Origin of the sequence: Synechococcus sp. 'PEA 65AY6A-5F PE A' (assembly GCF_047462575.1) — a bacterium.
In the GTDB taxonomy this organism is placed as follows: Bacteria; Cyanobacteriota; Cyanobacteriia; order Thermostichales; family Thermostichaceae; genus Thermostichus.
Genome location: NZ_JAOALE010000038.1, coordinates 1 through 25,452 on the forward strand (window position 1 = coordinate 1; position 25,452 = coordinate 25,452).

Genomic DNA, 25,452 nt, shown 5'->3' on the forward strand with positions numbered 1-25,452 from the left:
CTTTCTCTCCTTCCTCTTGAATACCTGTACCCTATTTTAAATTAAAAGGCTGTAATTTGAACCAAATACCAAATAGAGGATGATTTTCCGAGTTCTTAAGGAAAGCTTAACTGCCTCTTTACCCAAATTCTCTGCTGAGAGTGGTATCAGTAGTTGCGGTAAAAATGGGATCCCCGAAGGAGGAGTGTGCGGATGTGGGTTAGGGCTGCTCTGCGCCGTGCTGCGCAACTGATGGCAGCGTTAATGTTTTGCCTAGTGCTCTCAGTTTCTCTGAAAGGGTGCGGATCAGGGGCGAGGATCGTTGCTCCCGCTTTCTCCTTTACCCACCCCGACAGCCACGCCCACCGCAACACCGACAGCGACGCCGACTGCAACACCCACGCCGACGCCGACACCTCCTTTAGGAGCCTGTGATCCGAACGCCAACGTGACCCCGATTGGCACTGTCCAAGGCACTGGCTTCGCTTCGCCGCTGGTAGACCAAACTGTTACCGTTTCCGGGATCGTGGTGGGAGACTTTGAGAACGAAGGAGTAGCCAACCAAACCTATCTTCAGGGCTACTACCTGCAGGATGATGGCGACGGCAACCCGGCCACTTCCGATGGCATCTTCGTTTTCAGCGGTACGGCCAACAACGTCAGCCTGGGGGATAGGGTACAGGTGACGGGGAGAGTGGCCGAGTTTCGCCAGCAAACTCAGATCTCCAACGTTACCAACTTCACTATCTGCAGCTCCAACAATCCCCTGCCATCTCCGGTTCAGATCGCTCTGCCGCTAACTCCCGAGCAGCGGGAAGCTCTGGAGGGCATGCTGGTTACCTTCGGCAACCAGCCCCTGTTTGTAACCGACTCTTTCCTGCTGGGACGCCACGGGGAGCTGAGTGTAGCCACAGAGCGGTTGTTCACCCCCACGCAAATTGCGGATCCCAGCCAAGCGGCCGCCCTCCAGGAAGAGAACAACCGCAAACGGATCCGCATCGATGACCGGCTGCTCACCCAAAACCCGGATCCGGTTATCTATCCCACTCCTGGCGGTCTCAGCGCTGCCAACACGGTGCGGGGCGGGGATCGCGTCAGCAACATCGTTGGGATCATGACTCAGTTACGGGGCCGGAACGTCGCTGGCGACGTGGATGCCACCATCGACTACCGCATCCACCCCAACGATCCCAGCAACTTGCCGACGTTTCAGTCCGTCAACCCTCGCCCGCAAACTCCACCCGCGGTAGGCGGATCCCTGAAGGTGGCCAGCTTCAATCTGTTCAACTACTTCAACACCTTCGGCAACATTTGCTTCCCCAACAATTCCGAGTGTCGAGGGGCCAGGAACGCCGCAGAGTTCACCCGCCAGCGGGACAAGATCATCGAGGCGATTCGCCGCATGGACGCCGATATTGTGGGCCTGAACGAGCTGGAAAACGACGGCTATGGCCCGAACAGCTCCATCCAAGATTTGGTGAACGGTCTCAACCAGGTCATGGGGCCGGGAACCTACGCTTTTGTGGATGTAGGGGTAGCCAACCTAGGCGGTGATGCCATTACCAATGGTTTCATCTATAAGCCGGCTACGGTTGAAATTGCGCCTGGCACCAACCCCGCCTTTCTGGATACCGGGGAACTCACCCAAGATCCCTCGCTTCGTCGCCACCGCCCTCCCTTGGCCGTCACCTTCCGGCAGAAGAGCAACAACGCCATCTTCACGGTGGTGGTCAACCACTTGAAGTCGAAGGGATCCCCCTGTGATCCTGTCGACAACGATCCCTTCCAGGGCAATTGCAACGGCAACCGCAGGCGGGCTGCCCAGGAAATCCTGAACTGGTTGTCCACCAACCCCACCGGCTCCACCGATCCGGATGTGCTGATTATCGGGGATCTCAACGCCTACGCCAAGGAAGACCCGATCAAAGTCTTGGAGGAGGGCGGATTTACCAACCTCAACGGCCCCAACAGCTATTCCTTCAGCTTCCAAGGTCAGTGGGGATCCCTGGATCACGCCTTGGCCAACGCCAGCTTGAGGCCGCAAGTGACCGGGTCGGCCAAGTGGCACATCAACGCCGACGAGCCAGTGAGCCTGGACTACACCACGAGCTTCAAGAGCGCCTCACAGCAGAGCCTCTTTTACGCCCCGGATCCCTTCCGTTCTTCCGATCACGACCCGGTGATCGTCGGCTTGAACCTGACGCCGACGCCAACGTCAACCCCGACGCCAACACCCACACCGACCCCAACGCCAACCCCGACCCCGACACCCACGCCGACCCCAACGCCCACGCCAACTCCAACACCAACACCTCCTCCAGTTAACCTGCCTCTAACCGAAGACTTTGACAACTGCAACCCCGCTCCCGCTGGCTGGCAGATTGTGGATGTGGATGGCGACACCACCCGCTCTTGGTGCTGCGTCAATTCCTATGCCGAGGCCAACGCCTTCGGCGGCCAGCAACCGGGTGATGATTGGCTGATTACTCCGCCTCTGAACCTGGCTTCGGCCAACAACCCGGTTCTGACCTTCCGCAATCAGAGTTCCTTTACCGATAGCGGCGTTCCTTTTCCGCAACTAAGCGTTCTTTACTCCACCGATTACAACGGTGCGGGCACTCCGGCGGCGGTGCAGGCAGCCACTTGGACGGCCCTGACGATTCCCAATCCCTCTACAGGCCAATTTGTGGATTCTGGAAACATTTCTCTACCTGGGATCCAACCTCCTGGCCGTGTTTACATTGCCTTCCGCTATCGGTCTTCTGGCACAACTTCTGGCAGAGCCACTCGCTGGCGGGTGGATACGGTTAGGATTGCCGGGAATTAGGACTGGGATCCAAGTGCCAAACTGACTTCGATGGGCAGGAGCTGGGGGAGCGGCTTTGCTTCTCCAGCTTTCTTTTGCTCGCTTTTTTCCCTGAAAAGGGAGCCATATCAGGATTGGGGTAGGGTGGCGGCGTCCTTGTCTCAATCGAGACGACCTGGGATCCCCGCCTGAGCGCAGACCTGGCCCTGGCGATCGAACAGGGTTACCTGCACCGGCAGGGATCGAGCGGCATACTTTTGCACATAGGCTGTCGCCCGCTGGCGGATTTGTCGGGAAAGCTCCTGCAGCACCGGCTCTGCCCAGCCCAGATCCTTCAGATACTGCACCGCTGCCTCTACCGTCCTCAGCTCCAGCACCTGCCGCGCCTGCTCGGCTGTTCCCCCGCAGCGAATGAGGGCTGCCGCCAAGATCTCCAGGCGGGCATCGGCCACATGGCTGGAAGTGGTGAAAATGCCCCCCGCCAGCTTGATCAACTTGCCGTGGTAGCCGATCAAATGAATCGAGTCTGCCCCTCGCAATGCCGCTTCCACCAGCAGCGGCCCGATCCAATTGGCCACCAGTAGAATTTGTTCTGCTGGGATCCCTTGCCGCAAGGCCACCTGCTGCCCATGGCTGCCCACGCAAAAGGCCAGATGCCGGTGGTTGGCCAATTTCTGTTGCAATTCGCGGCGGGCCCGCTCCAGGCTCTCGGCACTGGCAGAAGGCTCCACCTCGGCCCGCGTTCCCAAGAGAGCCAGTCCCTCCAGCACCCCAAACGCCGCATTGGAAGTCCGCTCCGCCAAGAGTTTTCCCTCCGGCAAGATGATGCGCACCCGCAGGCGATACCCATCCGGGATCCCAGGCGAAAGATTGATCTCAAACAGGCGCCGAGCGTAAGCATAGATGGCCGGGCTGCCATCAGCATGCCGCCCCAGCCCCTCTCCCGCTTCCAGGAGCAAAGGCGGAGTGGCGGGATCCCGTTCCTCCAAGCCCACCCAGGCCCAGACCGGCGTGTTGCGGGTGAGATCCAGATGAGGGCCGGGATCCGAACGGGTAATGGCCAAAGCGGTGTTCTCCGAGAGAGCAGCCACCTGCTCCACTGGGATCCGGATGCAAACATCAGGGAACTGGGGCTCCACCTGCACTGCAATGACAGGATGAGCGCCGTCCTGCTCCAAAGGGATCCCCAGAAGGCGGCGGAGAGCGGCTTTAGCAGCAGCCACCGCAAACACGGGCAAGGTATAGCCCTGTTGTGACGAGGGGGGAACCGCATCCTGCATTTTTTGCCTGGAAATAGAGAGGAACCTGCTCTGGAAAAAACTTTGGAGAGAGCCTGTCTCAATTGTGGCCGACGCCAGCCAGCAGGACTGGCTTGATAGGGCAAACTCCTGAAGCCGACTTTAGTGCTCCAACCGCGTAATCGTTAAATGATCTGGGGGAAGAAGGGGAGGAGCGAGAACTTATCTCTTTCAATGAAAGTAAAGAGTCAGAACCGGGGCAGCTATGAGCGAAACCTTGCAGCACTATTTTGAGCGTCTGGAGTTGCAAATTCAGGAGCTGAAAGCTGCCATCGAGCGGATGCCGGAGCAGGTGGCGGCTGCTCTCCTGGCAAAGCAGGAGGCTAAAAAAAATGCCCCCGCCCCCTCCCGTTACAGCGTTCTCACCTCAGACTTGGTGGAAGATGGGAGCCACAACTTTTTGCTGGAGGAGGATCCCCCTGTAGTAAGCAACCGCAGCCCGGCGTATGAACTTGCTCCTGAAGCCCAGATCCAGCGCCTGAGCGCCCAGCTAACCGCTGCCTACAACCGCATTGCTGCTCTAGAAGAACAGCTCTTGGCGCAGCGCCTGCGGCAATGACCTAGCGAGGTTTCGGTGGAGGGGTGGCAAGTGTGCTGTTTTTGCGCTGCACATCTTGCATCTGGAAGCCGTGCTTGCGCAGCTCCTGATCCAACAGCAGCTCGTTTTCCACGTGATCCACAAACAGCACACCGTTGAGGTGATCGATTTCGTGTTGGATAACCCGCGCCAGCAGGTCGTCGGCTTGGAGGGTGCGGGGCCGCCCGGTTTCGTCCTTAAACGAAACCACCACCCCCTGCGGCCGCATGACCTCGCAGAAGACGCCCGGAATGCTAAGGCAGCCTTCCTGGCCGGCTACAACTTCGCCGAGGTACTCGCGGATCTCCGGGTTGATCAGCACCAGCGGTGGCACTTCCGGCTTATCGGGATAGAGATCTACCACAATCAAGCGCTTGGGAATGCCCACCTGGGGAGCTGCCAGGCCAATGCCATCGGCGCTGTACATCGTCTGCAGCATGTCTCGCGCCAACTGGCGGATCTCGTCGTTGACCTGGCTGACGCGCTTGGCCGGCTGCCGCAGCACCTTGTCACCCATGCGATGGATGCGCAGAGGCGGGTTTTTCAGCTTGGCTTTGGGGACAGAAAGGGTGGCCACCATCCGGCAGGTCTCTCAGAATAAACAACAGCAGACATCCCGTCTGGACTTCCATTCTACATTCAGTCCAAGCCGTGCCGAAGCGATGCGTCTGCTGTTCAGCTCCCCTCTGCCTCTGCCAGAGAAGCTGGGAATAGTTGCGTCAGCAGCACGGAGTGCTTGGGCTCGGCAGCGGGTAGGGCCGAAGGACTGGCTCGGGCTTGTTTGCAATCACCAAAACCTTGGCGGCGCAGGCCCCGTCCTCCCCCTTTCCCCCCGTATACGGGAGGATGCAAGGGGGGCTGGGGATCAGCCGCCTTCTATGCCATGTTCGCCAGCCCCACCCCGTTTGGGGAGGGTGCAGCGTTGTCAGTATCTGGGCTTAGGTCCAGGTTGGGGTTATGGCCTCCCCCACAAACATATGGCAGTCTCCCGCCCCTGTAGCTCGCGACAAGCGAGAAAGAATCCGGACTGGGGAGAAGGTCAATACAACTCGGAGCTGTCTTCCTCGACCTCTGGGGATCCCTGTTGGTCAATGGCTTGCTTGAAGCCCAGGGCCACCAGAATGTTGGAGAGGGTGAGGAAAGCCTCTGCTCCCCCATGCAAGGGATCCACATTGGCCAGGGAAGTGCCGTAATGCAGTTGGGCATACAACCCTGCCGGGATGCTGACGGCCACAAACAGTAGCAGCAGCCAAAACCCGATCAAAGCCAGGCGCGGGATCCGGCGGAGCCGCGACAGGAAAAACAAGAAGGCCAAATAGGGAAATAGAGAAAGGGCAAACAAACTGTCCATCGCCTAGCTTGGATCCCTCCTCCCAAGGGACTGATCCGCCTGCTCCGCCCGCCAAATGCGGTAGGCAGCCCAGGCCAGAGTGCAATTGCCCAGAAGTGTCAAGCTCGCCTGGGCAGTTACCACCCAGTTGAGGGCGGGATCGTTGTCAAACCAGTGCCAGGTAATGGCACACATTGCCCCCACCAGAGCAGGCAACATCGCCCAGCTCAAGCCGCGCCACTCTGGCCGGCCCGTTCGCTCCCCAAACTGCCACACGCAAACAATGGCCGCCAGCCATTCCAAGACGCTGGCAATGTGAATCCACCAGGTGGGAAACGAAAGGGCGTGCATCAAACCTCAAGAGAATGGCGCAGCAACTGGCGGTAGGTGGCCTCCTGCAACAGCATTTGCTTGTGCAGCTTGACCAGGATGTCCTTGGCCTGCTCAGGGCTCATGCGAGCTACCAGCGTCTCGAAAGCCCGCTGGCGAAATTCTTGCTCCAGAGAGAGACCTAGCGTTTCCTCCATTGTCGTCACCTTGAGACTCTTAGGGTAGGTGAGAGACTCGCGCTAGGATATCCCAGCGCTGCTCCCAACAAGCACTGCAAGCAGGACAATACATATCTTAACAATCTAGTTTAACAAGTTGCAACAAAACGACAAGGGCCTCCGGATACCGGTCGAGCCAGAGCTGGAGGGGAAACTCAACAAAGGAGCGGGAAAAGTACACGCCCGTAAAGTTTGACAAAAGCACATTTTGGATGGGAAAGTGCGAAGATTTTTGAGCGGCGATCCCTTTACATCCTGTCATGTTGTGCGATTAGGCGGGGCCCCGTGATAAAAGTGAAGTACCTTGAGCTTTGGTTGCCGCTCTTTCCGATTCGCGCCTTGCTTTGCTTGAATTGCCATGACCATTTTTGTGGGAAACCTAAACTATAAAGCCTCAACAGAAGAGCTAGCAGCTTTCTTCCAGCAGAGGTGGAACGTTAAGTCGGTTACAATCCCGATAGACCGAGAAACGGGCCAGACACGGGGCTTCGCGTTTGTGGATTTGGCCACGGAGGCCGAGGAAGAGGAGGCCATCGACGTCGCCAACGGCCAGGAATTTATGGGCCGACCTTTGCGTTTGGATCGAGCCAGGCCGCGCCGACAGGCTTAGCTTCAGCGGGGATTCCTCATCTGACTCCGAGTGGGGTGCCAATCCAAAAGTTGGCAAGGCAGGCAAACGGCGGGCAGGAGTGAGGGCAACGGATGGAAGGGCTTCAAGGCTGCTTGAGATGGTGAAGCTGCTGCATTTTTCCGATATTCATTTGGGCAGTGGCTTGGCCTACGGCTCCATCAACCCAGCTACGGGGCTGAACACGCGTTTGGAGGATTTTGTCGCTTCTTTGCGCCTATGCATTGATCATGCCCTCGATCAGGCTGTGGATCTGGTGCTGTTTGGGGGCGATGCCTTTCCCGACGCGACGCCGCCGCCGCTGCACCAAGAGCTCTTTGCCCAACAATTTCGCCGCCTGGCCGATGCCCGGATCCCGACCGTTCTCTTGGTGGGCAACCACGACCAGTACGGGCAGGGGCAAGAGGGCAACAGCTTGGCCATCTACCGCGCTCTGGGGGTGGCGGGATTCGTTGTGGGGGATCGGCTGCAGACCCATTGGATTGAAACTCGCAGCGGCCCGGTGCAGGTGACCACCTTGCCTTGGCTAAACCGCTCCACCCTGCTTGCCCGCCAGGAGAGCCTGGATCTCAATGCCGAAGTATTCACTCAGCAGCTCCTGCAGCGCCTCGATCTGGCTCTGGAAGGGGAGATCCGCACTTTGCAGCCAGGGATCCCGGCGATTTTGTTGGCCCATGTGATGGTGGATACAGCCCGCTACGGGACGGAGCGGCATCTTTCGGTGGGCAAGGGAGTGACGGTGCCCCTGTCGCTGCTGGCGCGGCCCGCCTACCAATACGTGGCTTTGGGTCATGTGCACCGTCACCAGGTGTTGTGTCGGGATCCCTTGGTAATCTATCCCGGCAGCATTGAGCGAGTCGACTTTGGGGAGGAACAAGAGGAAAAAGGTTGTGTGTTGGCAGAGGTGACGGCCACGGGGGCGAGCTACGAATTTTTGCCCTTGCCCACCCGCACCTTTCACTCCATCCGCCTTGATCTCACCCCCTATCCCCCCCAAGAGGTGCAGGCCAAACTGCTGGAGGCCATTGCCAAGGCCCCTGTACCCGGCTCCATCCTGCGCCTGATCTACCGCCTCCGCCCTGACCAGCTCGATTGCGTTGACGAGCGGACCCTGCACCAGGCCCTCGCCCCTGCCTTCAGCTATACTCTCGTCCCAGACGTGGTCAGCCCCAGCCGCATTCGCCTGCCGGCCCTGGATCCCAGTTGTCTAGAGCCCCTGACGGCCCTGGAGCACTATCTGGCCGACCGCAGCGATCTGGCCCCCTTGCGCAACGAGTTGCTAGCCGCTGCTCGTCAGTTGTTGGCGGAAGCAGCAGATCCCTTGTCAGAGGGAAATGCCAACAGGGAGGAGGCAGATCCTGCAAGCCTTGCTGAAGGGGAAGAGCAGCAATTGCCCTTGTTCTAGGGCTCTGCCTCCATTGCTTTGACCTTTGTCGGTCAGAGGTGGGGAGCAGGGCCGCTTCTAAAGAACCTTTGCCGCGTGATCCGGATCACTTCGGGAGGGGGGGGAAACGGCAGAGACTGGAACTGGGTTGAAGTCGTTGGCAACGACGCTCTCAGCTCACTTCCAGGGAACTAACCTAGGCTGGCAGATCTCACCCTGCCAGTCTTTCCTTTTGTAGAGCTGGGGAGCCGTGGAAAGCAAGGGATCCCTGTAGTTATCATGTCACTGCCAGGATCTGTCTCGACTTCGAAAGAAGCTGGAGGTGGAGTGGATTTGTCTCGAGAAAAGAAGGAGCAAAGGGCATGGAAAGCGTACTAAGGTCTCTAGTGATCGGGGTAATTGCCGGTTGGCTGGCAGGGTCTATCCAGCGCGGCTACGGTTTTGGCCTGATTGGTAACATCATTGTCGGCATTTGCGGAGCAGTTGTGGGAGAATACCTTTTCAACTTGCTCGGCTTATGGGCTACAGGTCTGCTGGGGAACTTGGTGATGGCAACCGTTGGGGCTCTGGTTTTGTTGGCGTTGGTCAACTTTCTTCGCCGGGCTTAACTTCTCCAAGGGGGGTACGTCGCCAGCGGGCAGGGATGGCTGACGTGACGCTGCTTTTTTTGGTTGGCTGTGGATCAAACCCGTGTCTGGTTCAGATTGCCGGGTAAGGAGCACCTCTGCTCAGGCCGGAAGCTGTCATTAGAAAAAGGGGGCCATAGAGCCCACCCCTTCCGTGACCTACTCCCGGCACTGAGTACAGCGCAGGGCTCAGCCACCCCCACCACCCCCACGAGCTAAAGCCGGGATGGCAGAGGGGCAGCTAGCGGTGCAGGTAAGTGTAGGCCCGCAGGTTGTCTTCAAAGTGCTGCTGCAAAGCGCGGGCCTGGGCCAGGCTGATCTGCCCCCGTTGCAGAGCGGCTTCGGTGGCGTGGTGGAGGGTTTCCACCAGGTCTTCGCTGTTGTACTGCACCCAGCTCAGCACTTCGCCGATGGTGTCCCCCTTGATGACTTGGGTGACTTGGTAGCCGCCGGGACGGGTGCGGATGTGCACCGCGTTGGTGTCCCCAAACAGGTTGTGCAGATCCCCCAGGATTTCTTGGTAGGCGCCCCCCAGAAACACCCCCAGCAGGTAGGGCTGCCCGTTGGGATCATGCAGCGGCAAGACCGAGGTGATTTGGCCGTCTTCGCCAAAGAAGCGGTTGATCTTGCCGTCGCTGTCGCAGGTTAGATCCGCCAAGGTAGCCCATTGGCGCGGCTCCTCGTCCAGACGGTGGATGGGCATGATGGGGAACACCTGGTCGATGGCCCAGCTATCCGGCAGGGATTGGAAGAGGGAGAAGTTGCCGTAGTAGATGCTGGCCAGCATCTCGTCCAGATCCAGGAGATCTACGGCCACCGGCTGCCCCGCCTGGTGCTGCTCGTAGGCCAGCGTGCAGATCTTGTCGGAGCAGTTCCAAAACAGCCGCTCCACCTCGGCCCGCTCCCGCAAGCTGAGGGATCCCTCGGTAAATTGGCGCAGGGCGGCCTCTTTCAGCTCCTGGCAGCGGCGATAGTCGGCCACCAGGGTCTCGGGCCGGATCTCGTAGTAGAGCTGGTTCAGCTTTTGGATCACCTCAGCATCGGAGGTGAGCTGGGTGGGCATGGGGTAGGGGCTGGCGGCGTTGACATCCTGGATGTCGAAGACCAGCACCGACTGGTGGGACATCAGGGCCCGCCCGCTTTCGGTCACCAGCACCGGCGGCTGGATCCCGTGCGGCTGCAGGGCGGTCAGCACCGTCTGCACCACGGTGGCGGCGTAATCTTCCAGGCTGTAGCTCTGGGAAAAGTGGCTGGTGGACTGGGATCCGTCGTAATCGACCCCCAAGCCGCCGCCGACATCCAGATAGCCCATCGGCGCCCCCAGCTTGACCAGCTCGATGTAGATCTGGCTGGCCTCCCGCACGGCCCGCCCATGCACGCTCACCATCGAGATCTGCGAGCCGATGTGGTAGTGCAACAGGCGCAGACAGTGCAGCTTGCCGACTTCCCGCAGCCGCTCCACCACCTGCAACATCTCGGTGGCCGTGAGGCCGAACTTGGCCCGATCCCCAGCCGAGGTGCCCCAGCGGCCACTGCCCTGGGCGGACAGCTTGGCCCGCACCCCCAGCAGGGGATCAATCCCCAGGTGCTCGGCAGCTTGCAGCACCAGCTCCAGCTCTTGCAGCCGTTCCAGGACGATGATGGGGGTGCGCCCCAGCCGCTGGGCCAAGAGGGCCGTTTCCATAAAGTCGCGGTCTTTGTAGCCGTTGCAGATCAACAAAGCCCCAGGTGTATCCAGCAGAGCCAGGGCGATCAACAGCTCCGGCTTGGATCCCGCCTCCAGGCCAAAGTGGTAGGCACGGCCGTGCTTGACCACCTCTTCCACCAGGTGGCGCTGCTGGTTCACCTTGACCGGGTAAACCCCTCGGTAGACGTTGGGGTAGCCAAAGCGCTCGATGGCCTGCTGAAAGCTCTCACAAATCCGCCGCATGCGGTCGGCCACGATCTCGGGAAAGCGAATCAACAAAGGCAACTGCAAACCCCGCGCCACCAGATCCGTTACCAGGTGGTACAGGTCGATGCCCCCTTCCTGCTGCTGTGAGCCCTGTGGGGTTACCTCCACATGACCGGCGGCGTTGATACGGAAGTAGGGATCCCCCCAACCTGAGATGCGATAGAGCTTTTCGCTGTCTCGCAGTGTCCAGGGAGAACGAGTCAAAGTCGGCATAGTAGTCCCCCAGATACCGAGATGTGAACAGCGCAGGATTTCTGCACAGAATCCACAATATATTGCCCTATTCCAAGATATGTCAAGATTTTTCCAAGGCAGGGGGGATCCGGCCCCAAACCGGCTAAGCCTTGCCAGATAAGGCTTTGGCCTGAGGATCCCTCTGCAGTTGCTGCAGAACTCAACTCTCTCGTTCTCTTTTTTTCGCTGTTTTTCTTTGTTTTTCTCGCTCAAGCTTCGTTTTTTACTCTGGATCCAGAAGCGGGGTTGGGATCCCAACTGTTGCCCAAGAGCGCAGCGAATCCTGCAAGGATCGGCGACAAGTTGGTGGAGGGAAGAAGCTGCCTTTTGCGGAAGGTTGTCCCCTCTGGTGCTTCCCAGAGCTCAGGATGGCCACCCTTGACAGGGCTCCGTAGGCAAGACAAGGATCGGGGCGGAGAGCTTGGAGCGCCTCAGCTATGGTGCAACTGCCCCGCCTTCGCCGCCGAAAAATGCTGCTGTCGTTGCTGGCTGCTGCTGGCCTGAGCGCCTGCCAAAGGGGATCCCGTTCTGGGCAGGCTGGCCCTGTTGCCGACAGCCAGCTTGCCGCTGAGACCTTGTTGATCAACGGGGCCGGGGCCACCTTCCCGGCTCCCCTGTATTTGCGCTGGTTTTCCGACTACCGCCAGGTGGATCCCAAAGTCGAAATCAACTTCCAGCCGGTGGGCAGCGCCGCCGGCATCCGCCAATTTATCGACCAGACGGTGGACTTTGCCGCCAGCGACGTGGCCATGACCGATGCCGAAATTGCCGAAGTCAAGCGGGGCGTGGTCATGATCCCGATGACGGCAGGCAGCATTGCCGTCGGCTACAACCTGCCCGGGATCCGCTCCGGCCTCAAACTGTCCCGCTCGGTGTTGGTGCAGATCTTCCGCGGCCAAATTACCCAGTGGCGGGATCCGCAGATTTTGGCCCTCAACCCCGACCTGGAGATCCCCGACCTGCCCATCGCCGTCTGCTACCGCTCCGACGGCAGCGGCACCACCGACACCTTTACCCGCCACCTGGCCGCCATCGACCCCACCTGGGCCTCCGAGATCGGCGTCGGCATGTCCCTGGAGTGGCCGGTGGGCATTGGGGTGAAAGGCAACGAAGGCATGAGCGCCCAGATGCTCCTCAGCGAAGGGGTGATCGGCTATGTGGAATCGGTCTATGCCCGCGACCTGGATCTGTCGGTGGCGGCCTTGGAAAACCGCCGCGGCGAGTTCGTCCTCCCCACCCCGGAAGCCTCGGCCCTGGCCCTGAGCGAAATCGAGCTGCCCGACAACCTGCGGGCTTTTGTGCCCGATCCCGCCGGCGCGGGGGCCTACCCCATCGTCACCTACACCTGGATCCTGGCCTACCGCCAGTATCGGGATCCCGCCATGGCCAACGCCCTGCGGGCAGTGCTGCGCTGGGCCCTCAGCGAGGGACAAGCTCTGGCCGCAGAGATGGGCTACCTGCCCTTGGCCGAAACCGTTGTAGCCCGCAGCCTGGAAGCCCTGCAGCTTATCCAGAGCTAGCCGCCCTTGCCCCAACCGGTCCTGGAAGCAAGGCCGCGGCAGGTACGGAGATCCGTAACTGTTCTGCCTTCCAGTCGCCAGAAATGGGCGGCATTCTCACCCTGACCCAGATGCCCTGCTGGTTAGGATCGACCTAGGAAACGGCTAAATACCTGCTGAATTTTCACGGATTGGCTGCCCAAGCTACTTCATACAGCCTGGCGGCGGTAGCCGAGGTCACGTCTTGAACAAAAGGAGAACAAGGAGCCGATGGGAAAAGTTGTAGGAATTGACTTGGGCACAACCAACTCGGTTGTCGCCGTAATGGAAGGGGGCGTCCCCACTGTCATTCCCAATGCCGAGGGGAGCCGCACTACACCCTCAGTGGTCGCTTTCACCAAAGATGGGGAGCGCCTGGTGGGCCAGATGGCCCGTCGCCAAGCGGTGCTCAACCCCGAGAACACTTTTTACTCGGTCAAGCGGTTCATCGGGCGCAAGTACGATGAGCTGAACGTCGATGCCAAGCGGGTCTCCTACCAGGTGCGGCGGGATGAGCGGGGCAATGTCAAGTTGTACTCACCCCGCATGAACAAGGAATTTGCCCCCGAAGAGATCTCGGCCATGGTGCTGCGCAAGCTGGTAGAAGACGCCAGCCGCTACCTAGGCCAACCGGTCACCCAAGCCGTCATTACTGTCCCGGCCTACTTTAACGACTCGCAGCGGCAGGCCACCAAAGATGCCGGGAGGATCGCCGGCTTGGAAGTGCTGCGCATCATCAACGAGCCGACGGCGGCTTCCTTGGCCTATGGCTTGGACAAGCGCAACAACGAGACCATCCTCGTCTTCGACTTGGGCGGTGGCACCTTCGACGTCTCCATTCTGGAGGTGGGGGATGGCGTCTTCGAGGTGAAGGCCACCAGCGGCGATACCCAGTTGGGTGGCGACGACTTCGACAAGAAGATCGTCGACTGGATGGCCGAAGAGTTCAAGCGAATGGAAGGGATCGACCTGCGGCAAGACCGGCAGGCCCTGCAGCGGCTGACGGAAGCCGCCGAGAAGGCCAAGATCGAGCTGTCCAGCGTCTCCGAGACTACCATCAACCTGCCCTTCATCACCGCCACGGCCGATGGTCCGAAGCACCTGGAGTTGAAGCTCTCCCGCGCCCAGTTTGAACACCTCTGCGCCGACTTGCTGGAGCGCTGCAAAGGGCCGGTGGAGCAGGCCCTGCGGGATGCCAAGCTCACCAAGGCCGACATCAACGAAGTGGTGCTGGTGGGCGGCTCCACCCGCATCCCGGCGGTGCAGCGGCTGGTGAAGGAGCTGCTGGGCAAAGAGCCCAACCAAACTGTCAACCCCGACGAGGTGGTGGCCGTGGGTGCTGCCATCCAAGCTGGCGTGCTGGCGGGCGAGGTCAAAGACGTGCTGTTGCTGGATGTCACCCCCTTGTCTTTGGGGGTGGAAACCCTGGGCGGTATCGCCACCAAGCTGATCCCGCGCAACACCACCATCCCCACCCGCAAGTCGGAGATTTTCTCCACCGCCGAAGATGGGCAGACCTCGGTGGAAATCCACGTGGTGCAAGGGGAGCGGGAGTTGGCTCGCGACAACAAGTCCCTGGGCCGCTTCAAGCTGGACGGGATCCCGCCGGCTCCCCGCGGTGTGCCGCAGATCGAGGTGACCTTCGACATCGACGCCAACGGCATCCTCAAAGTGACGGCCAGAGACAAGGGCAGCGGCAAGGAGCAGAGCATTTCCATTACCGGCGCCTCCACGCTGGATAGCAAAGAGGTGGAGCGGATGATCGCCGAGGCGGAAAAATACGCTGCCGAAGACCGCGCCCGCCGCGAGAAAATCGAGCGCCGCAACAAGGCCGACTCGCTGGCCTACCAGGCTGAGCGGCAGTTGAAGGAGCTGGGAGACAAGATCCCGTCCAGCAAACGCAGCCAAATCGAGACTCTGGTGCGAGAACTGCGGGAGGCCATCCAGCGGGACGACGACAGCGCCATCCAGAGCAAAGAGCGGGAGCTGCAAGAGGCCCTCTACGCCATGAGCAGCGAGCTCTATCAGCAGCCCGGCGCCGCTTCCAGCTCCACCTCTGGGACAACCTCCGGCGGCAGCGACGACGTCATCGACGCCGACTTCACCGAGAGCAAGTAACGACAATGGGATCCCCCTGGGGCCCGCAGGGCGGATCCCGCCTTTGTCTGGAGCATCGATAATGGGGAGGGACGGGATGGGCGATAGCGTCTAGCCCGCCTCTTTCTCTTTTCGTCAACAGGTCAGAGGGAGGGATCCCTTGATGCCTGGCCTCTTGGTTTTCTGACCCTTCTCAGTGACTTGCCTGCGGACGCCTCCATGCAAAATTTCAAGGACTACTACAAGATTTTGGGGGTCAGCCAGACGGCCACCGCCGACGAGATCAAGCAGGCCTATCGGCGCCTGGCCCGAAAATATCACCCGGATGTTAACCCGAACAACAAAGCTGCCGAAGAGAAGTTTAAGGAGATCAACGAAGCCTACGAAGTTCTCTCGGATCCCGGCAAACGCAGGCAATACGACCAATTTGGCCAGTACTACCAGCAGGGCGGGTTCCGCTACCGGCGGGATACCTACAGCCAGCCTTACAGCAGCAGCCCTTTTGGCGACAGCTCCTTCAGCGAAGACTTTGGGGGAAGCGGTTTTGGCAGTGGCGTCGATTTCAGCCAATTTGAGGATTTTCAAGACTTCATCGATCAACTGCTGGGCCGGGTGCGCAACTCAGGTGCGGATCGCAGCAGTAGCTCCGCTGGCAACGCCAACTACGATGCGGAGGCCACCATCCAGCTCACCATTCCCGAAGCTTTTGAAGGGGGCAGACGCCGCCTACGGGTGGGCGGGGATCGCGTGCTCGAGGTCAACATCCCAGCAGGGATGACGCCAGGGAAGCGGATTCGCCTGCGCGGCCAAGGCCACCCCAAACCCAACGGCGGCGCCGGCGACCTGTACCTCAAGATCGAGCTGAAGGAGCACCCCTTCTACCGCCTTGAGGGGTTTGACGTCTACTGCGATTTGCCCATCAGCCCCAGCGAGGCCGTCTTGGGCGCCCAGGTGGAGGTGCCCACCTTGGATGGAGTGGTGAAGCTGCGGATCCCACCCGGCATGCAGCCGGGGCGAAAGTTGCGCTTGGCAGAGAGGGGTTTTCCCAAGGGCAATGGAGAGCGGGGCGATTTCTACGCGGTAGTTCAGATCTATTTGCCCACCCGTGTTTCGGAGGAGGAGCGGGAGCTCTACGAAAAGCTGCAGCGGGTTCAGTCCTATGATCCCCGTGCCGCCCTCAAGCTCTAGCTAGAAGGAGGAGTGGGCGGTCGGAGAGCGCGATCCAGGAGTTCCATCGGGTGATAAATGGGGATCCCGGCCTTGCCTTGCAGACGCAGGTGCTTCTGGAGCTGCAGGCGGCAGCCGATATTGGCGGAGACGATCCCCTGGGCGCCGGTGTTGAGCAGGTTGGCCACCTTCTGGGATCCCAGCTCGTCGGCCACCTCGGGCTGCAGCAGGTTGTAGACGCCGGAGCTGCCGCAGCAGAGGGCGGCATCGACAGGATCCCGCAGCTCCAGCCCGGGAATTTGCCGCAGCAGTTGTCGCGGCTCCTGGCTGAGGCGCTGCCCGTGCAGCATGTGGCAGGCATCCTGATAGGCCAGCACCAAGGGATCCGGCTGCAGGGGGTACAGGGGAGCGGTCAGCCCTACCTGCGCCAGAAACTCCTGGATATCCTTGACTTTGGCCGCAAACTGAGCCCCTTTCTCTTGGTAGTCGGGATCCCTGGCCAAAAGGTGGCCGTACTCCTTGAGGGTGTGGCCGCAGCCGGAGGCAGTCACCAAAATGGCATCCAACTCGTAGCCGGCAAAAGCATCCACCATCTGGCGGGCCAGGGCTTCTGCCTGCTGCAGTTGCCCTTGGTGGTGGGGCAAGGCTCCGCAACAGCCCTGGGCGGGCGGGATCACCACCTCACAGCCATTGTGGGTTAAGACGCGCATGCTGGCCTCATTTACCTGCGGGGCAAACAGGCGCTGCACGCAGCCGAGGAGCAGCCCCACGCGAAAGCGGCGTTCGCCCACCGCCGGGATCCGCTCCGGGTAGCGCTTGGGCAGCAGTTGCCCCACCTCAAGAGGGGGCAAGAGGGATTCCATGGCCGCCAGGCGCGGGGAGACCTTCGCCAGCCCTTGGCGGATCCAGGCGCCGACCCCCATTTTTTGGTAGAGCCAAAGGGGCCAGAGCAGAGGCCGCAGCCGCGCCGGGTAGGGGAAGAGCCAGAAGATGAACTGGCGGTACAGCCAATCCCAAAGGTTGCGGCGGTGGTTGCGCTCGATCTGCGGGCGGGTGGCGGCGATCAGCCGGTCGTAGCGCACCCCCGAAGGACAGGCGGTAACGCAGGCCAGACAGCCCAGGCAGGTATCGAAATGGGAAACCACTGCTGCCGAGAGAGAGATTTGGCCTTGATTGAGGGCGTCCATCTGGTAGATGCGCCCCCGCGGCGAGTCTGTCTCCTTGCCGAGGACGCGGTAGCTGGGGCAGGTGGTCAGACAAAACCCACAGTGCACACAGGCATCGATTAGCTTTGGATCCGGCGGATCCAGGCTGTCAAAACTCGGCCTTTTGGATGAGCTCATCGGCCTCGACCTATCGCGCTTTCAACACTTCATCACCCCCGTAAAGAGAGAATTGGCCGTTCGGGGATCCTGTCCCCTCCTTTTGCTTCCGGGGTTTTTTGCATCTTAATCTGGGAACAGAGCGTCTGAGACTTCTATCCAGATCCAAACGCTCTTTTCGTCCGTACTACCCTAGAGAAGGGACATACCCGGCCGATTTCTCCTCGTCGTTCATTTCCCAATGAAAGTGCAACACCTCTTCACCCCAGCTCTTGTGGGGGCAGCTCTCTCCAGTTTGAGCCTATCTGGAGCGGCTTTTGCCCAGGCCAACCTGCGGGAGCTGCCCCCCGATCTGGCCGAACAGCTCACTACAGAGCAGATCTTGCAAGCCTGCGCCGCCAACCAGGCAGACACCTTGCCCAGCCCCTTCCCAGACGTGGTGCCGACCGATTGGGCCTACAAGGCGGTGCTCACCCTCTACTACTGCGGCGCCTACCGGGGGGCCATTCCCCCGGAGACCTTCCGGCGCTACCTGGAGCAACAGCGGGGATCCCAAACTTAGCTCCCTGTCGGATACATCTCCTGGATGAGGTGGGCGTAGCGCTCGGCCACCGGGTTACGCTTAATTTTCAGCGTCTGGGTCATGAGGCCGTTTTCCACGCTCAGGGGCTCTGGCAAAAAGCGGAAGTCGGCAATTTGCTCGTGGGGCCGGTAGCCAGGACGCTCTTGGATGCGGGCCCGCACCTCCTGCAAAATCAACGTGCGCACCTGCGGGTGGCCCAAGAGCTCGGCCTCCGCAGCCGGGATCCCTTGCTCAGCGGCCCAAGCCTTAAGGGCATCGAGGTTGGGGTAGATGAGGGCGGCCAGTTTCTTTTGGTCTTGCCCGACGATCACGATCTGGCTGATGTAGGGGGATTGCAGGCAGGCATCTTCCAGCGGCTGCGGCTCGACATTTTCGCCGTTAAGCAGCACGATCACGTCCTTGGCCCTGCCGGTGATCACCAGTTGTCCGTCGGGGGTGAGCCAGCCCAGATCCCCTGTTTCAAACCAGCCGTCGGGGCTGAGCACCTTGGCAGTCGCTTCCGGATTGTTGTAGTAGCCCATCATCACCTGCGGCCCCCGCGCCAGGATCAGCCCTTTTTCGCCAGGGGGCAACGGCTGCCGCGTCTCCGGATCCACGATGCGAAACTCCGTCCCTGGCAAGGGGGGGCCCGCCGTGCCGCGCACGTTGTTGTCAGGACGCCGCGCGCACAGCACCGGCGAGGTTTCCGTGAGGCCGTAGCCATTGAGGATGGAAATGCCCACCACCTCGTAAAACAGATCCAGGTAGGCGGGCAGGGATCCGCCGCCGCTGATGGCCTGTTGAAAATTGGGGCCCAAAGCCTGCCGCACCTTGCGGTAGATCAGCGCATCGGCCAGGCGGTGGACAGGCCAGAGCAGCCCCTGTTGCAGGCGGGCCCCCAGGCGCACCCACGGGCTGACGCCGTAGTGTAAAATCGACCGGTTGCCGGCAATCCGCCCGGCGAGCACGTAGCCTTCGCTGGCCGCCATCAAGGTGCGGATCAGCCGCTGCATCAGGGGGCTTTTTTCCTTAAATTGCCGCTGGATCCCTTCGTAAACGGTCTCCCAGATGCGGGGCACCGCCACCAGATAGTGGGGCTGCTCCTGTTGAAAATCTTGCTTGATAAAGCGAGGGTTGGTGTAAACCAACGTGCAGGCGCGACTAAGGAGAAAATACTCACAGGCCCGCTCGTAGGAGTGCCAGGTGGGCAGAATTGTCAGCACCTTATCCCCAGGCCGGGGCTGCACCACCACATGCAAGTTTTCCACCTGGTGCATCAGGTTGCCGTGGCTGAGCATCACCCCCTTGGGCCGACCGGAGGTCCCGGAAGTGTAGATGATGGTGGCCAACTGGGATCGCTCCAGCCGCGGCGGCTCGTAGCGGCGCTCCCGGCCTTTTTGCAGCCACTGAGAAAAATTCAATACCCCCGGCTCTTCTTCATCGGAAAGCAACAGCAGCCGCTCCAGGCCCAGCTCCTGCACAACCGGCCGCACCCGGCTTAGGGTCTTCGCATCCTGGGCAATCAAAGCGGTGCTGCCGGAATGGCGCAAAATGTAGCCCAGCTCCGCCGGATCCGCCACGGCGCTGCGCGGCACATTGACCGCTCCCGTAAACAGCGTGGCCAGATCTGCCATCAGCCAGCGGGGGGAATTGTCGGCAAAAATGGCTACCCGATCCCCAGGCCGAATGCCCAAAGCCTGCAAACCGGCAGCCAAGATCTGAATGCGGCGAAAGAGCTGCCCGTAAGAAATCTCAAAGACCGGCTGGGCATGGGGATCCCTGAGGGCAGTGTAATCGGCAAACTTTTCGGCCAGGACTTGCCAGATGTCGAGCAGCGTCGTCCCAGCGGGGGTAGCAGCAGCGGAGACAGTAGTCATAAATCTGTACCCTAAATCACATTTACAGTCTAGTAAACTTGGGCTTTTTCCCAAGACACCCCCAGGACAGTTCTCAATCTGTCACCAAATCCAACCCCTTCCCCTTGCGGGGAAAAGGTAGGGATCAACCCTACTCCCGGAAAAGCCTGAACTCATGAGGTTTTCAAGGTGCGCTCGCGAGGAAGTACCGAGACTTCCCGCCACAGATGTTAACCTCGCTTCCCCGAATAAGCGCAACTCAGAAAATTCGCTCTTTTGGGGACGTCATGCTGCATTTTCCCGCCAATCCCGGCAAAAGCTACTAGATCTTATGGCACCCGCAAAAAAAGCTAGCAATGGCTCCCCCCGATGGATCGGCCCCAAAACTTTACAATCTCGGCTAAGCTGAGAACCTCACAAAATAAGGTAGTCCGGCGGCTCGTAGGGGAGAGGCCCGCCGAAGACCTTGGTACGTCGTTTGGCGGTGGCATCCAGAGGGTAGGCCTGCAGGCTATCTTCCTCGAGGTTGAGCAGAGGCAGCCACGACTTTTCCAGCTCGGCAGTGTCCAGGGGGCATTCAACAACGGAGTATTGCGCTCGCTGGCAGCACTGTTCCAGGCGCTTGGCCAACTGTTGTCGGCGCTTATCGTCCACCACGTCGTAGCAAACCAACCATAGCCTCAGCGCAGCTCCATTGCTTCGTACTCTAGGTTGCCGCTCACCAGGCAACGGCCCAGCCAGCGGGCTTGCTCCAGCACGATTTGGCTCAGGGCTAGGCGACGCGATTGCGGAGGGTAAAGCAAAGGCTCGCAGAAGCGGCGCTCCAGCTCACCCAAAAACAGCTTTTTGGCCAGGGATCCCATGCTCCATCCGGCGACGGCTCGCAGTCTTCCGGGGTGAGCAAGCCGGCCTTGATGAGTTGGCTTACCCAGCATTTCGCTCATCCCTCTCACAAAGGCCTCGGCCTAGATGCCCTTAGATTCGTCGTCAAAGTACCAGTATGCTTTCCTAGAGATCCAACCGAATAACCTTGCTGCCCAAAATTTGCCTAATGCTCTCCAGACTGTCTTTTCTTGCGTTGAACCCAAAGGTATCTCGCTGTGGCTGCTAGCGCAAGCGGGAGTAGGGACGGGGATAGGGTTGGCGCATCTGCCGAGCCAGGTACACCTGAAAGGTTTGCGCCACCGCGCCCGCCCGCCGCAGGGGAACCTCTGCCACTGGCTCAATTTGTTCAAAGTAGGTGCCGTAGACAGCCTGGATCCCTGCTCTTGGCCAAAACAGCTGGGAGGTGACCAGCAGCCCATCTTTGCCCAGCCAGTCTTCAGGTTGGGACCAAAAGGCAAAGCCGCGCAGATCTTCATCCAGGCAGGTGAGGGGCTTCTCCGTCAGCGGCGCCAAGGCCATGCCGATCTGCCCGCCCAAAAAGTAAACGTTGGTGAAGATAAAATCCGCCTCTGCAAGAGCCTGGGCCAAGCGGGGATCCGTCTGAAACTGCCGCCGCAACTGTTCGATGTCAATCAGCTGAGTCGAGGGATCCCGTTCCACCGGCCACAGGCCCAGCCCGCCGGGATCCTGGAGGAGGCCGTAGCGCACATGGGCCAGCCCCACTGCCACCAACAGGCCCACTGCCACCGCCGTCCCCGCCAAGAGCTGCCTTGCTCCTGGCCACCGTTCCCAGCGGGATCCCAACAGCAAGCTCAGCACCCAAAACCCCGGCATGGGCCAGGTGGGGAGGATGGGCCGGTAGCCTCCCATGAAGGTAAAAGCCAACACCAGCGGCAGCCCACAGGCCAAGATTAAAAGCTGTTTCAGCTCCTGATCCGTGAGGCGTCTTCCCTGAACCAGCGCCAGCCCCACCCGCCCACCCTCGGCCAAGCTCAGCCCCAGCAGAGGGATCCCCAAGGTCGGGAAAAGGTACCCCATCTCCTGCAGCACCGTCAGCCCCAGCTCCTGCAGTTGATACCCTGCCTCCGGCACTGCTCGCCCCCCCTGGAAGCGGAAGGAGACCCAATCCTGTTGGGTGTTCCAGATTAAAACGGGGCTGAAGGCCGCCAAAAACCCCACCACCGCCAAGAGCGCCCATCCCGACCGAAGAGCGCAGCGGTGGGCCGGGCTGAGCAGACAAAAGAGCACCAGGCCAAACCCCAGCGCCAGGCCGTGGTATTTGCCCAGGCAGGCCAGCCCCACCAAGAGCCCAATCAGCGCCAGCCGCGGCCCCGGTCGGTAGCGCGCTGCCCCATAGACCCCCAATTTCCCCTCCGCCAAGGGAGCCGGAAAAAACTCCTGGGCAGCCACCCACAGGGTTGCCGCCGTAAACACCATCAGCGGGCTATCCGGCAGGGTCAGCACCCCAAACCCAATCCAGAAAATGGGGGCGATGCTGATGGTTGCCAGGGTGATCAGCCCCGCCTGTGGCGAAAAAAGCCGCGTCGCCGTCAGGTAAAGCAACAGGGAAGAGCCGGTGTAGGCCAGCAGGGATCCCAGTCGAATCGAAAAAGCCGACACCTGCCCCGTCAAAACAGGCCCCAAGCCCGTTGTCCAGGCCACCAGCGGCGGATGGTCAAAATAGCTCCAGTCCAGATGGCGGGTGTAGAGGTAGTAGTAGGCTTCGTCAAAGCCCGGTGGCAACAGAGCAGCCACCAAGCAGCGCAGAAGCAGGCCCAGGCCCAAAATCCACAGAGCAGCTTTCGGCAGCACAGGGGATCCCCTTGAGCGTGTGGACAGGTGTTATTGTCTCAGCTTTGGCCAGACTTGTCCCCAAAAAACCAAGTGGGGGCTCAGAATAAACTGAGCCTAAGACGTTGCCTCCGGCAGCTTTACCGGACACCCCAAAAGCTGGCCCAATTGCTCTCCTTCCGCCCTTGCCTTGCTATCATCAGAACCAAAGCCTAGGTACAATAAAGGCTCTCCCAATGCCAAATTCACCTTCACCGAAAAATAACTATCGCCATCGGAATCTGTTGACCTCTCAACTACAACTTGCTGAACATCTCTGAAGGAATAAGCTTTCCGCCCCCTTATTCCAAAGGGAGTGAGGTGCTCCTCCAAGATCTGGTAGAAGGAGCGGTCAAAGGTCAGCCGACGGCTTCCTAGCTTAGGTATTAGCGATAGACCTACCATTCCTGCTGGGAGAGAAAGTAGAAGTGCAGCAAACAAATCTCCTGAGTTAAAACTATCGCTGGCCACCAAGAGCTGACTCTCTGCACTCATCCGAAACGATTGGATCTTGGTTGCCAGTTGTCGAGCGTCGCTCTCGCTGGCGGCTGACCAAGCTTTTGTTTCTCCTGCAGGAGTTATGAGAGTAACGTAGTAATAGGTTGTCTCGTCTCCTTCGGAGTCTGTTCGAGTTTCAGTTTTGACTCGGGCTCCTCTTACATCATAATAAAACTCGATCTGTTTTGGTAAAGGCAGCAGTGGTTGAAAGACCACTTCAGAGGTGACTGTATCCTGATCAAGCCGATGGCAAGTGAAACGGCGATCCCCCCTGAAAAAGCCAAATCAGGGAACACAAAGCCAGCGCCACAAAGAAAATAACGCCAGCAGCCACCAGCGGAACCCCAGGCTCTAGACAAACGCGCTTGCTGGGGGTTTGCTCTACACATCTCATCCCTATAGGCTTACCTCCGTCGGGATCCCTGGGCCTTGCCCTCATTATTGCTTGCTGGTGTGATACTTGACCGTTTTCCGGAATACAGAGCTTTGCTCATTTTGAGAGCAGAGTTGGGTTGCGAGATCCAGGGCAAAGCCAGAGAATCCTCTTGCAGATAAGCTGGGCGCTCCAGGACTTGTACTGGCTGGCCGGGACGATAGATGTAGATTCTTCGGCTTTCCGGGTCAATTAGCCAGCCCAGTTGGGCGCCGTTGTCGAGGTACTTCTGCAGCGTGGCTTGCAAAGCAACCAGATCGTCCACAGAGGAGCGTAATCCGAGCCTAGGAAGGCAAAGCGATGGCGCTCCTCGGAGGTAAGCTGTTCCGCTACGCAACGCTAAACAAAAACGAACTTTTGTAAGGACTTCGTCCCGCTTACGCGATCATAGATAGTAAGCAAAACCTTGAGGCTTTGCCTCAAGGAACTATCTAGAGGCATCTTGACAGCGCCTTTGCGAGTTCGTTTTTGAACTGCGTCAAAATCCCCCGCCTTTAGGCGGTGGGAGTGTCAAGTTCGTGGTTGCTGATAGCCATCGGTTAAGGGCTGGTGGAAAAAGAGGGCAGCTCGGGGCAGATTATTCCCAAACTAAGCTGAGATCGGCAACAAAGCCAGGGAGGGCGGGATCCCCTTCTAGGTAAGCTGGGCGCTCCAGAACTTGGACGAGCTGGCCGGGGCGATAGACGTAAACTCGCTGGCTTTCCGGGTCGATCAGCCAGCCCAGTTGGGATCCGTTCTCGAGGTACTCCTGCAGCTTGGCCTGCAAAGCAGCCAGGTCGTCGGAAGGGGATCGCAATTCCAGGACAAAATCCGGACACAGGGGGGCAAAGCAGCGGCGCTGCCCTGGAGTAAGCTGCTGCCAGCGCTCCTTGGCAATCCAGGCGGCATCGGGAGAGCGAATAGCCCCGTTGGGCAGGGCAAAACCCGTGGAGGAGTCGAAGACAAGTCCTAAGCTCGTGCGGCGGTTCCACTGCCAGAGCTGGCCCAGCAGGTCGGCATTGCGAAGTCCGCTCTCACTGCTGACAGGGGCCATGGCCACTAGCTCCCCTTTGGCGGTGCGCTCCAGGCGCAGCTCAGGGTTCTGCCGGCAGAGCTGTTCAAAGATTTCATCGGTCAACTCCAGGCTGGGCCGTAGGTTAAGCGCGATCATAGGCAAGTTCCCTGGGAACTATTCCCAGACTAGGGTGAGATCGGCAACAAAGCCAGGGAGGACGGGATCCCCTTCTAGGTAAGCTGGGCGCTCCAGAACTTGGACGGGCTGGCCGGGGCGATAGACGTAAACTCGCTGGCTTTCCGGGTCGATCAGCCAGCCCAGTTGGGATCCGTTCTCGAGGTACTCCTGCAGCTTGGCCTGCAAAGCAGCCAGGTCGTCGGAAGGGGATCGCAATTCCAGGACAAAATCCGGACACAGGGGGGCAAAGCAGCGGCGCTGCCCTGGAGTAAGCTGCTGCCAGCGCTCCTTGGCAATCCAGGCGGCATCGGGAGAGCGAATAGCCCCGTTGGGCAGGGCAAAACCCGTGGAGGAGTCGAAGACAAGTCCTAAGCTCGTGCGGCGGTTCCACTGCCAGAGCTGGCCCAGCAGGTCGGCATTGCGAAGTCCGCTCTCACTGCTGACAGGGGCCATGGCCACTAGCTCCCCTTTGGCGGTGCGCTCCAGGCGCAGCTCAGGGTTCTGCCGGCAGAGCTGTTCAAAGATTTCATCGGTCAACTCCAGGCTGGGCCGTAAGTTGAGGGAGATCACGGCCTTAGGGATCCCGTTTAGAGGATTTGAGGATGGGCTGGCGCTATTGTAGTCTTTTGGATCCCTCACCCCTAGCCCCTCTCCCACAGCCAGAGGGGAGGAAGTTGACACTCCCACCGCCTAAAGGCGGGGGATTCTTACGCAGTCCACAAAAGAACC

25 protein-coding genes are annotated in these 25,452 nt (G+C 59.9%); 10 read left to right on the forward strand and 15 right to left on the reverse strand.

Annotated features, from left to right (window positions below; all coding sequences use genetic code 11):
* Nucleotides 1-192: 192 nt before the first annotated feature.
* Together GG26_RS11430 and GG26_RS11435 are read left to right on the forward strand one after the other, a co-directional pair.
* Nucleotides 193-414 (forward strand): hypothetical protein, encoded by a 222-nt coding sequence (locus GG26_RS11430; RefSeq protein ID WP_414390681.1) that lies wholly within the window; start codon nucleotides 193-195, stop codon nucleotides 412-414.
* Between the two features lie 13 nt (nucleotides 415-427).
* Complete coding sequence (locus GG26_RS11435) at nucleotides 428-2,806, forward strand: ExeM/NucH family extracellular endonuclease (protein WP_414390683.1); 2,379 nt, start codon at nucleotides 428-430, stop codon at nucleotides 2,804-2,806.
* A gap of 140 nt (nucleotides 2,807-2,946) precedes the next feature.
* On the opposite strand, the gene cbiD is transcribed toward GG26_RS11435, so the two are convergent.
* Nucleotides 2,947-4,065 (reverse strand): cobalt-precorrin-5B (C(1))-methyltransferase CbiD, encoded by a 1,119-nt coding sequence (gene cbiD / locus GG26_RS11440; RefSeq protein WP_011429040.1) that lies wholly within the window; start codon nucleotides 4,063-4,065, stop codon nucleotides 2,947-2,949.
* Nucleotides 4,066-4,288: 223 nt separating this feature from the next.
* Between cbiD and GG26_RS11445 the strand changes: the two genes are divergently transcribed.
* Entirely contained in the window at nucleotides 4,289-4,642 is a 354-nt protein-coding gene (locus tag GG26_RS11445; protein ID WP_011429041.1) for a hypothetical protein, read from the forward strand.
* 1 nt (nucleotide 4,643) lies between these two features.
* On the opposite strand, the gene def is transcribed toward GG26_RS11445, so the two are convergent.
* From def to GG26_RS11465, 4 genes are all read right to left on the reverse strand, one after another.
* Complete coding sequence (gene def / locus GG26_RS11450) at nucleotides 4,644-5,240, reverse strand: peptide deformylase (protein WP_099812609.1); 597 nt, start codon at nucleotides 5,238-5,240, stop codon at nucleotides 4,644-4,646.
* A 459-nt stretch (nucleotides 5,241-5,699) separates the two neighbouring features.
* The gene (locus tag GG26_RS11455; RefSeq protein ID WP_011429043.1) at nucleotides 5,700-6,011 is read right to left on the reverse strand and encodes a DUF3593 domain-containing protein; all 312 of its coding nucleotides are present in this window, start codon (nucleotides 6,009-6,011) and stop codon (nucleotides 5,700-5,702) included.
* Nucleotides 6,012-6,014: 3 nt separating this feature from the next.
* Entirely contained in the window at nucleotides 6,015-6,341 is a 327-nt protein-coding gene (locus GG26_RS11460) for a DUF2499 domain-containing protein (protein WP_011429044.1), read from the reverse strand.
* The gene (locus tag GG26_RS11465) at nucleotides 6,341-6,517 is read right to left on the reverse strand and encodes an NblA/ycf18 family protein (protein WP_011429045.1); all 177 of its coding nucleotides are present in this window, start codon (nucleotides 6,515-6,517) and stop codon (nucleotides 6,341-6,343) included. Before GG26_RS11465 ends, GG26_RS11460 begins: the two co-directional genes overlap by 1 nt.
* A 379-nt stretch (nucleotides 6,518-6,896) precedes the next feature.
* Between GG26_RS11465 and GG26_RS11470 the strand changes: the two genes are divergently transcribed.
* The 3 genes from GG26_RS11470 to GG26_RS11480 all read left to right on the forward strand — a co-directional run bounded on the left by GG26_RS11470 (nucleotide 6,897) and on the right by GG26_RS11480 (nucleotide 9,158).
* Nucleotides 6,897-7,148 carry an RNA recognition motif domain-containing protein gene (locus tag GG26_RS11470; RefSeq protein ID WP_011429047.1) on the forward strand — a complete coding sequence of 84 codons (252 nt, stop codon included), beginning with the start codon at nucleotides 6,897-6,899 and terminating at the stop codon, nucleotides 7,146-7,148.
* A 118-nt stretch (nucleotides 7,149-7,266) separates the two neighbouring features.
* Nucleotides 7,267-8,571: a metallophosphoesterase family protein gene (locus GG26_RS11475; RefSeq protein WP_011429048.1), complete on the forward strand. Its 1,305-nt coding sequence runs from the start codon at nucleotides 7,267-7,269 to the stop codon at nucleotides 8,569-8,571.
* A gap of 341 nt (nucleotides 8,572-8,912) precedes the next feature.
* Nucleotides 8,913-9,158, forward strand: a complete 246-nt coding sequence (locus GG26_RS11480; protein WP_414390688.1) for a GlsB/YeaQ/YmgE family stress response membrane protein — start codon at nucleotides 8,913-8,915, stop codon at nucleotides 9,156-9,158.
* A 259-nt stretch (nucleotides 9,159-9,417) separates the two neighbouring features.
* On the opposite strand, the gene speA is transcribed toward GG26_RS11480, so the two are convergent.
* On the reverse strand, nucleotides 9,418-11,343 hold the full coding sequence (speA, locus tag GG26_RS11485; protein WP_414390691.1) for a biosynthetic arginine decarboxylase: 1,926 nt from the start codon (nucleotides 11,341-11,343) through the stop codon (nucleotides 9,418-9,420).
* 458 nt (nucleotides 11,344-11,801) lie between these two features.
* Here speA and pstS point away from each other — a divergent pair, with 458 nt between their 5' ends.
* The 3 genes from pstS (at nucleotide 11,802) to GG26_RS11500 (ending at nucleotide 16,187) form a co-directional block, all read left to right on the forward strand.
* Complete coding sequence (gene pstS / locus GG26_RS11490; protein ID WP_414390694.1) at nucleotides 11,802-12,884, forward strand: phosphate ABC transporter substrate-binding protein PstS; 1,083 nt, start codon at nucleotides 11,802-11,804, stop codon at nucleotides 12,882-12,884.
* 249 nt (nucleotides 12,885-13,133) lie between these two features.
* Nucleotides 13,134-15,020: a molecular chaperone DnaK gene (gene dnaK / locus GG26_RS11495; protein ID WP_414390697.1), complete on the forward strand. Its 1,887-nt coding sequence runs from the start codon at nucleotides 13,134-13,136 to the stop codon at nucleotides 15,018-15,020.
* 198 nt (nucleotides 15,021-15,218) lie between these two features.
* Nucleotides 15,219-16,187: a DnaJ C-terminal domain-containing protein gene (locus GG26_RS11500; RefSeq protein ID WP_414390700.1), complete on the forward strand. Its 969-nt coding sequence runs from the start codon at nucleotides 15,219-15,221 to the stop codon at nucleotides 16,185-16,187.
* Here GG26_RS11500 and GG26_RS11505 read toward each other — a convergent pair.
* Nucleotides 16,184-17,509, reverse strand: a complete 1,326-nt coding sequence (locus GG26_RS11505) for a (Fe-S)-binding protein (protein ID WP_414390702.1) — start codon at nucleotides 17,507-17,509, stop codon at nucleotides 16,184-16,186. The two genes, GG26_RS11500 and GG26_RS11505, sit on opposite strands and share 4 nt — an antisense overlap.
* A gap of 220 nt (nucleotides 17,510-17,729) precedes the next feature.
* On the opposite strand from GG26_RS11505, the gene GG26_RS11510 reads away from it, so the two are divergent.
* Entirely contained in the window at nucleotides 17,730-18,050 is a 321-nt protein-coding gene (locus GG26_RS11510; RefSeq protein WP_011429055.1) for a hypothetical protein, read from the forward strand.
* Here GG26_RS11510 and GG26_RS11515 read toward each other — a convergent pair.
* The 8 genes from GG26_RS11515 to GG26_RS11550 all read right to left on the reverse strand — a co-directional run bounded on the left by GG26_RS11515 (nucleotide 18,047) and on the right by GG26_RS11550 (nucleotide 25,293).
* Complete coding sequence (locus tag GG26_RS11515) at nucleotides 18,047-19,927, reverse strand: AMP-dependent synthetase/ligase (RefSeq protein ID WP_414390704.1); 1,881 nt, start codon at nucleotides 19,925-19,927, stop codon at nucleotides 18,047-18,049. The genes GG26_RS11510 and GG26_RS11515 overlap by 4 nt on opposite strands.
* A gap of 393 nt (nucleotides 19,928-20,320) precedes the next feature.
* Complete coding sequence (cas2, locus tag GG26_RS11520; RefSeq protein ID WP_240527297.1) at nucleotides 20,321-20,578, reverse strand: CRISPR-associated endonuclease Cas2; 258 nt, start codon at nucleotides 20,576-20,578, stop codon at nucleotides 20,321-20,323.
* Between the two features lie 8 nt (nucleotides 20,579-20,586).
* On the reverse strand, nucleotides 20,587-20,769 hold the full coding sequence (locus GG26_RS11525; RefSeq protein ID WP_041438029.1) for a hypothetical protein: 183 nt from the start codon (nucleotides 20,767-20,769) through the stop codon (nucleotides 20,587-20,589).
* 244 nt (nucleotides 20,770-21,013) lie between these two features.
* Nucleotides 21,014-22,603, reverse strand: coding sequence for a glycosyltransferase family 39 protein (locus GG26_RS11530; RefSeq protein ID WP_011429058.1), 1,590 nt, complete (start codon nucleotides 22,601-22,603; stop codon nucleotides 21,014-21,016).
* A 96-nt stretch (nucleotides 22,604-22,699) separates the two neighbouring features.
* Complete coding sequence (locus GG26_RS11535) at nucleotides 22,700-23,335, reverse strand: hypothetical protein (protein ID WP_414390708.1); 636 nt, start codon at nucleotides 23,333-23,335, stop codon at nucleotides 22,700-22,702.
* A 188-nt stretch (nucleotides 23,336-23,523) separates the two neighbouring features.
* On the reverse strand, nucleotides 23,524-23,817 hold the full coding sequence (locus tag GG26_RS11540) for a Uma2 family endonuclease (protein ID WP_011429059.1): 294 nt from the start codon (nucleotides 23,815-23,817) through the stop codon (nucleotides 23,524-23,526).
* Nucleotides 23,818-24,129: 312 nt separating this feature from the next.
* The gene (locus GG26_RS11545; protein ID WP_414390711.1) at nucleotides 24,130-24,702 is read right to left on the reverse strand and encodes a Uma2 family endonuclease; all 573 of its coding nucleotides are present in this window, start codon (nucleotides 24,700-24,702) and stop codon (nucleotides 24,130-24,132) included.
* Nucleotides 24,703-24,720: 18 nt separating this feature from the next.
* The gene (locus GG26_RS11550) at nucleotides 24,721-25,293 is read right to left on the reverse strand and encodes a Uma2 family endonuclease (RefSeq protein WP_414390714.1); all 573 of its coding nucleotides are present in this window, start codon (nucleotides 25,291-25,293) and stop codon (nucleotides 24,721-24,723) included.
* Nucleotides 25,294-25,452 lie beyond the last annotated feature (159 nt).